At 34.9% G+C, this 7,724-nt stretch carries 3 protein-coding genes; 1 reads left to right on the top strand and 2 read right to left on the bottom strand.

Annotated elements, in window-relative coordinates; all coding sequences use genetic code 11:
* Positions 1-716: 716 nt before the first annotated feature.
* Complete coding sequence (locus AC3DU7_RS19365; protein WP_488040946.1) at positions 717-2,369, bottom strand: sensor histidine kinase; 1,653 nt, start codon at positions 2,367-2,369, stop codon at positions 717-719.
* A 253-nt stretch (positions 2,370-2,622) separates the two neighbouring features.
* On the opposite strand from AC3DU7_RS19365, the gene AC3DU7_RS19360 reads away from it, so the two are divergent.
* A complete protein-coding gene (locus AC3DU7_RS19360) occupies positions 2,623-6,717 on the top strand; it encodes a response regulator (protein WP_488040945.1) in 4,095 nt (1,364 codons plus the stop codon).
* A 76-nt stretch (positions 6,718-6,793) separates the two neighbouring features.
* On the opposite strand, the gene AC3DU7_RS19355 is transcribed toward AC3DU7_RS19360, so the two are convergent.
* The gene (locus tag AC3DU7_RS19355) at positions 6,794-7,552 is read right to left on the bottom strand and encodes an HpsJ family protein (protein ID WP_488040944.1); all 759 of its coding nucleotides are present in this window, start codon (positions 7,550-7,552) and stop codon (positions 6,794-6,796) included.
* Positions 7,553-7,724: the final 172 nt, after the last annotated feature.

The raw sequence follows: 7,724 nt of genomic DNA, 5'->3' as shown, positions 1-7,724 counted from the left end.
TGCTTTTGGGTTGCCCATACTAACTGTAGTCTATCCATGTGAAAAGCGCTATAATAACTGAAGTCCCACGAGAAGTATAGCATTATTTTTGGGAATTGGTATAACTCCTCTATAAATTCCATTTCTCCTGACTACTGTTTGCGGAGCATCCCGTAGGAAATTCTGATGCCTACCCTTACCAAAAGACTTCCATAAGCAAACCCTATTTATCAATTTTGTATTAGTTAGAGCTTGCTGATTAAATATCAAAGCATTTATAGACAAATTTTTTAGCATTTTTAGGTCTAAAAAAGTACGCAAGTTTTCAGTCTAATACCAATTTCATAAAATATTGCAAAGCGTGAGGACACAGGGAACAGGGAACACCGGAGCTGGGAACAGGGAACAGAGAAAGAAAAACATAAATATTAAAGAGGAAAAAAGGTGGAAATTTTAGAATTTATGGAATTTATAATTTTTTCTTTTAAGAAGAAATCACAAATTAAGATGTAACTGCCTTTTTTGAATTTGGTATAAAATGCTCAAAAAGTTAGCATTTTGGGAGGATTATGGCAGAAAAGTCAGGGAACGATTCTTATGACTACTTCTTCTATAATTTCAATTCCTCCTGACTTCACCGATTCACCGATTCTGGCTCCTACCCTTACCAAAAAACTTTATGAGCGCAAACCCTAGTTAGTCTATGAAAAAACCGCTATAATTGCAAACCATAAAAACTATTTTTTAACTGCCAATTTAACAGTAAATATACTCCCTTTATCCAACTTTGAATAAACTTGAATAGTTCCTCCCATTCCTTCTACCAAAGTTTTAACAATAGATAAACCCAAACCAGCTCCACCAGAACGATTTCTAGCTTCATCCACTCTATAAAAACGTTCAAAAATCTTAGCTTGTTGTGATAAAGAAATACCCTGACCTTTGTCACATACCTGAATTATTGCTTCACCATTTTCTTGAGACAGATTTAAAATAATGGGAGAACCTTCACCAGAATATTTAACAGCATTATCAATTAAATTTAGTAAAACCTGTTTCAAGCGATTGCGGTCTACCATGACTTCAATCAATGATAAATTTAGAGTTTTATCAATCTGATATTTTGATCTTCCGGACGTATTTTTTAATTTTAAACTTAATTTACTAGCAGTATAATTACAGTCTATATCATGCTCCAAATTTAAGTCTTTAGACTTGTCAATATGTGTAGATACTAGATAATTTTTTTCTGTAATAATTGAATTTTTACTACCACTAAATATTTGCTCTAGATTAACAAAATCACTTTCATTACCAAACCTCAGAATAATTTCTCGATCGCTAAATTGTTTAGCCATTTCTACTACTTCTGCTACCAAATCATTCAGTACCACCCCTTCTAAATGAAAATGAATTTGTCCACTATCTGCTCTAGCTAACTCCAGCAAATCTTTCAATAATTCAATAGTACGTTGTGCTTCCCCAGAAGCTATCGAAATAGCTTCTTTCTGAGTCTCTGTTAAATTATTACCCCTTCTCAAAAGACTCTGAAGATAACCAGAAACAATAGTCAAAGGAGTTCTTAACTCATGAGAAACATTACTTACAAACTGTCTTTGCTGTTCCCAAGAGTCAGACAACCGAGCCAACATAGTATCCAAAGTTCTCGCCAACTCCTTGACTTCACTAGGAGCGCGTTCCAAAGAAACCGTTGCTCGATCTAGAATATCAACACTAACATGATCGGCAAGTTGACTAACATGACGCAAAGGCATCAGAGAACGTTGAATATAGATAGTTATAGCCAGTGTTACTCCAATTGTTGCCAAAATACTTGCTACACTCAAACTCATTACCATCGTCACTAGCATCTTTTGATCGCGGGAAATGTCTAGAGCAATATAGAGTTTACCAATATTCATCCCATTAACTGTTAACGGACCACCACATAGCACAAAATAACGTTCATTGATTGGATATACTAAGGGCTTGGAGGGCATTTCAGCTAAAGACTTTAACACAAAATGGTCACTGTCACTCTGGAAATTTTGTGATTGAACTATCACAGTTCCTTGCTGATTTTTGACCCAAATAAATACATTGGCCAATGTTAAATTATCAATAGCTTTCTGTAAACTTTTGTTGACATACCACGTTTCACTATACATTTCAACATCTCTGGGAAAACGTTCAGCTATCTGCTCAATGTTATGCTTATGACTAACTATCAACAATTGCTGCATTTTCCAACTTGTCCACAAAGCTACACTCCCCAATCCTAATACTGAAAATAATGCAATACCTAATGTTAGGCGTGTTTGCAAAGAAGATGGATCGAGTTTCCACCGCTGTAATCTGAGATTTTTAGGCCATTTAATGATAAAATTCATTTTAAATAACTATACGTAAAAAATATTTAAACTACAATTGTCATTAACTTAGCTACAGATCCTGAGAAGACCCTGATAATTTTTATGGAGATATGCTATTGGAAATTGCTACGCTGTAATTAGGGTTTGTTGAAAAAGTCTTTTTTTCAGAGGAGGAGCCAGAATTTTCTAGGTCATGCTCCGCAAACAGCAATCCTGCAATCCAGCTAGAAACAAAAATCTATTGCACAGTTTTAGCTGTGTCAGTTTAGTAGTGACCATTAGAGAAAAGCAAATTACTAATTATTCTAATACTCCAACCAGAGTCATGAGAGTTTATAAGTGGTTTGCTGCAATAGGAGCAATAGGGAAAAACCCGATGAAACTTCGTCAAAAAACATTAATAGTTATTAGTACGGCGATCGCTAGTTTGATAGTGGTCTTGTGTATTACAGCATCAATGATGTTGTTTTATGGCTTCCAAAATTTGGCAGTAGATTACGTTTGTCTAGATGTAGCAAGGGCATTAAATACATTAGATGATGAGATGTCTAATTTATCTGTAAGGGCAAAACAGGATAGAAGATTTGCTTTATCAGAAAAGTTAGTTTATGAGAATAAACTAGAGTCCAATACTATAAACGAAGGCAGAAGGCAGAGGGCAGAGGGCAGAAGAAACTATTGGTTGGCGTATAAAACTCCATCCAATTTTAGGCTCCGTGTAGACGATGGGGTTTTATACTCAGAGGGCCGGAGCCAGAATTTTCTTCTGCCTGTTTTGAATACGTCTTACATTCTGAGCAGACCTCAGAATTACGCACTCGCTTCTCCCTCCTGCCTTCTACCTTTCCTAATTATGAGCTACCACAGTCGATCATTTTGGAGTTACTTTATTCTTTCATCGGTAATAGTAGGTCTAGTTTTTGGGATCGTTATGCTGGCACTCAGAGCCAAATTGTTAGTCTCCCGTATTTCACAGTTAAACAAAATAGTCAATAAAATAGCTTCTAGTGGAGACCTTTCAACGCGTGTACCAATGCCAGGAGATGATGAGTTGTCAAGCCTAGCTCAGACTATGAATAAAATGCTAGAAGCCTTACAAAATTCTCAACTTGAATGCCAAGACAGCGAAGAAAGATATAGACTAATGGCAGAAAATTCCACTGATATGATTTCTCGTCACTCTCCAGAAGGGGTTTTCCTTTATGTATCTCCCGCTTGTCAGAATCTAATTGGATATTCTCCATTAGAAATTGTTGGTACTCATCCAAAAGAGTTTTTTGCGCCTGAAGATATTAAAGCAATTGTCAAAGCCTATCACACTATTATTAACAATCCCGTAACTTACACTATTGCCTACCGCGTTCTTTGTCAAGAAGGTAAATATATTTGGTTTGAAACCACTGCTCGTACAATTCGCGATCCTGAAACAGGGAAAGTACAAGAAATTATTGCAGTTTCTCGTGATATTTCTGAGCGTCAACAAAGAGAACAAGAATTACAAGCAAGTGAAGCTGCTATTCGGAGATTGTATGAAATAACTTCTACCCCTTGTCAAAGCACAAATACTTTTTTTCAAGCTACAACTCAAAATAATTCTATTATCTTCTGTTTTAAAGATCGCCTCCAAAAATTATTAGAAATGGGCTGTAAAAAGTTCGGCCTAGAAATAGGAGTATTGTCTAAAATTGAAGATAATAAATATACTATTATTGCAGCTAAAACTCCAGATAATTCTATTTTGCCAGGAGAAGAATTTGACCTAGAAAAAACATTTATTTTTACAGCAATAGCAGAAAAGCCAATATGTTTTGAATCTATTCAATATTCAGGTTTTTGTATCACAGTAGATATGGCTTTTCAAATCGACGCTTATATGGGAACCTCAGTTATAGTAGGAGACTCAGTTTATGGGACTCTCAATTTCTGGAGTCCTAAAGCTCTGAATGAACCTTTTAAAGCTGTAGATAAAGAGTTATTAAAACTAATGGCTCAGTGGATAGGTGGAGAATTAGAAAGTCAACAAACCGCTAATGATTTAGCAAAAGCTAGAGATGAAGCACTCGCTGCCACTAGAGTAAAAAGTGAATTTTTAGCTACTATGAGCCATGAAATTAGAACTCCAATGAATGCAGTTATTGGCATGACTGGTTTACTATTAGATACTCCTCTCAAAACAGATCAAAAAGATTTTGTTGAGACTATTCGTAGTAGTGGTGAGACTTTACTTACACTTATTAATGATATACTTGATTTCTCAAAAATAGAATCTGAAAAACTAGATTTAGAAGCAAATCCTTTTGATTTACAAAATTGTTTAGAAGAATCTATTAATTTGTTAGCAGCAAAAGCTAGTGAAAAGAATTTAGAACTTGTCTATTTCATCGCTCCAGAAACTCCAACTACTATTATCGGAGATATTACTAGGGTACGTCAAATTTTAGTGAATCTCTTGAGTAATGCTGTTAAATTTACCTCTCATGGTGAAGTATTAGTTTCTGTTAGTGCCAGAAGACTAGAAAAACTTGAAGAAGGAAGAGGAAAGGAGGAAGAAAGAGAAAAGGAAGAAGAAAGAGAAAAGGAGGAAGAAGGAGGAATAAGAAATAAGTTGATGGAGACTCAAACCTCAGTCAATTTTCAACACCCTGTAGACGGCGGAGTATTAAACTCAAAAGAAAAAGATAATTTAAGAGCAAAAAATAACTCAGAATTTAATAATTGTAATATTTTTCCCATATATGAAATACAATTTTCAGTCAGAGATACAGGTATTGGTATTCCTGCTACTCGCATGAATCGTTTATTTAAATCTTTTAGTCAAGTTGATTCTTCTACCAGTCGGGAATATGGGGGTACAGGTTTAGGATTAGTTATTAGTAAAAGATTAGCTGAAATGATGGGTGGTCAGATGTGGGTTGAAAGCATGGGTGGAGTTGCAGGTAATCCCCCAGCAGGCTATAAACTTAATGAAAAATTAGAGTCTTTCAACGAAAGATCCGGTTCAAGTTTTAATTTTACAATAATCGCAGAATGTAGCGTTCAAACTGTCAAAGATAAATTAATTACAACTAATTATTTAGATAACAATCTACATAATTTAATAGATAAAAGAATCCTAATAGTTGATGATAATACTACAAATAGAAAAATTTTGTTGAAACAAACTGAATCCTGGGGGATGGTAGTTAGCACTGCTGAAAATGCTACTTATGCTTTAGATTTAATAGCTAAAAATCACAAATTCGATCTAGCAATTATAGATATGCAGATGCCAAAAATGGATGGTTTAACTTTAGCAAAGAAAATTCGTCAAAATCCAACTTATCGGGATTTACCTCTAGTAATTTTGACTTCTTTCGGTAGGCAAGAAATTAATATTTCTCATCAATTATTTGCAGCTATTATTAATAAACCTGTTAAACAATCTCAGCTTTATGAAGTCTTACTAAATGTTTTTTCTGGTAAAGGTATTGAAGTTAGAGTTACAAGTAATAATCAATGGAATTCTCAAACTATTCCTTTATTAGCAGAGCAATTACCGCTGCGAATATTATTAGCAGATGACCATTTAGTTAATCAAAAAGTAGCTTTGCAAATTTTACAACGCATGGGATATCGTGCTGATGTTGCTAGTAATGGTTTAGAAGTTTTAGAAGCTGTATTTAGTGTGCCTTATGATGTGATTTTGATGGATGTACAGATGCCTTTGATGGATGGCCTAAACGCTACTCGTCGCATTCGGCAAGAATATGAAAATGTCACAGAATCTTCTGAAAAAGCTTCTCAACCAAGACCTCGAATTATTGCTATGACAGCTAATGCTATGCAGGGCGATCGCGAAGAATGTATAGCTGCGGGAATGGATGATTATATTAGTAAACCAATAAAAATAGAGCAACTGATAGAAGCTTTAAGTAAAGCTAATTCTGTTGTGTCAGAAGGAAAGGAAAAATTGACTTTCCCACAATCAAATTTATCTCCAGCAACCGATCCAGAAGATAATCAAATTTTGACAGAACAGACTATTCTTGAGAGTAAGGTAATAGAAGGGTTGAGAGAAGTAGAAGCTCTAGATGAAGTCATAGATATTTATTTAGAAACTTCTCCCGAACTTCTAGAGAATATTAATATTGCCATTAATCAAGCCAATCCACTCATACTTAAAAATGCTGCTCATTCTCTCAAATCTATTAGTGGTACTCTAGGGGCAATGACTCTTTATAAAGTTTGTCAAGAATTAGAAATTATGGCTCGTTTAGCCCGTGAGTCAGGAAATTCTACTCCAGCAGAAGCAATAGAGATTTTTGCTAAGGTGAAAATTGAGTATGAAAAAGTTATTACTGCCTTGAAATTAGAGCGACAGAAATAGTAGGGGCGGGTTCTGCCTCAAGTTAATAGTGTAACAAATTATTCAGTTCAACATCTGCCCCTACAATCAATATTTCTTAGCGAACTCTTGGCTGACTGCCTCTAAAACCACTCCATCCAATAGTCAAATAACAACTAGCAAGTAATAAGCTAGTTAGACCTACTCTAACACTAGACTTAACTGCTGTTAGTTGAGAAGTTTGTTGTGCTTGTTGTTTATTTTGCTCCAATTGTTTTGTTAACTGAACGCGAATTTCTTCTGTTCTGACTTTCAAAGCATCAGGATTGTTTTTAAACTTTTCTAATTCAGCTAACTGCTCTTGGTTGAGTTGCTCTTGACTAATATATTCTTCTAATTTCTGATTATTTTTAAGTAAACTAGCTAGTGAACTTTGTCTCTGACCCAAACGTTCTTCTAATTGTTTTTGAGCTATAACAGCATCCTCATTTAGCTTTTCAACATTCTGATTACTTTCTGCTACTGCGGTACTAATATGCAAAGGAATTAACAATAAAAATATAATCCCACAAATTAAAGATAATAAGTAAATCCAGAACTTTAAGTTATTCCAACTCACTTTTGCTTGGGGTGGAGCAATACCAAGAATTTCTTCAAAGCCGTAACCACAAAACATTAAGGCTATTCCTAAAATTGGTAAAATCCCCCGTTCAATTATCTGGGTCGTGAAGTTTAGTCGCCACTCTATATCTCCTAAATTAAGAGGAAATAAGAGTAGAATAGAGTTGATGATGGCAAAAAGTACCATAATAATACCAGATAATTTAAGAAATTTGGCTGCTAGGGCTGGTACTGGACTAATATTACTTCCTTTCATAACTCCAATTTCATTATATGGTTGTCCATAATTTTATCTTGTTTGTGGCTCCAATATAGCGCTACGCGCAAGTCAAAAGTCAAAAGTTAAAAGGGCATTGCTGAATTAAGGTATGAAAGTAGGTTTATAGGGAATAGGGAACAGGGAACAGGGAACAGGGAACAGGGAACAG

This window comes from Okeania sp., assembly GCF_983059655.1.
This window is presented reverse-complemented; position numbering and strand designations above follow the sequence as displayed.